Here is a 322-nt window from a genome sequence, read left to right as displayed (position 1 = left end):
AATTATAAGCGATGCGTGTCATGCCGCAGTCGTCGCAAGCCTCCATGTGACCGCCGAGCGCCTCGGTTCGGCACGCAACGATCGCACTCATCACGCGCCGCTCGACCCGACCGAGATGACCAGCATGCAAACGGCGATAGGCGTCGCCATGCCGGCGCAAGATATCGGCAATCTCGATGGCGGGTCTGTGCGGACGGACGTCGGGGCGGGCCATAACCCGCATCCCGGACGCGTCGTCATCCCGGTGGCGTCACCTCGAGCGACAGGCGGTCGAGCGGGCTCTGCGTCGCCCGGATCGTATGGGTGGCGACCTGCGTGTAGC

Annotated in this window: 1 protein-coding gene; it reads right to left on the bottom strand. The window is 66.1% G+C overall.

Annotated elements, in window-relative coordinates; translation table 11 throughout:
• On the bottom strand, positions 1 to 214 hold a 214-nt coding region (locus QSV46_RS39295), incomplete at its 3' end, for a transposase zinc-binding domain-containing protein (RefSeq protein ID WP_314964033.1).
• Positions 215 to 322: the final 108 nt, after the last annotated feature.

This window comes from Bradyrhizobium cosmicum, assembly GCF_032290525.1.
Taxonomy (GTDB): Bacteria; Pseudomonadota; Alphaproteobacteria; order Rhizobiales; family Xanthobacteraceae; genus Bradyrhizobium; species Bradyrhizobium cosmicum_A.
This window is presented reverse-complemented; position numbering and strand designations above follow the sequence as displayed.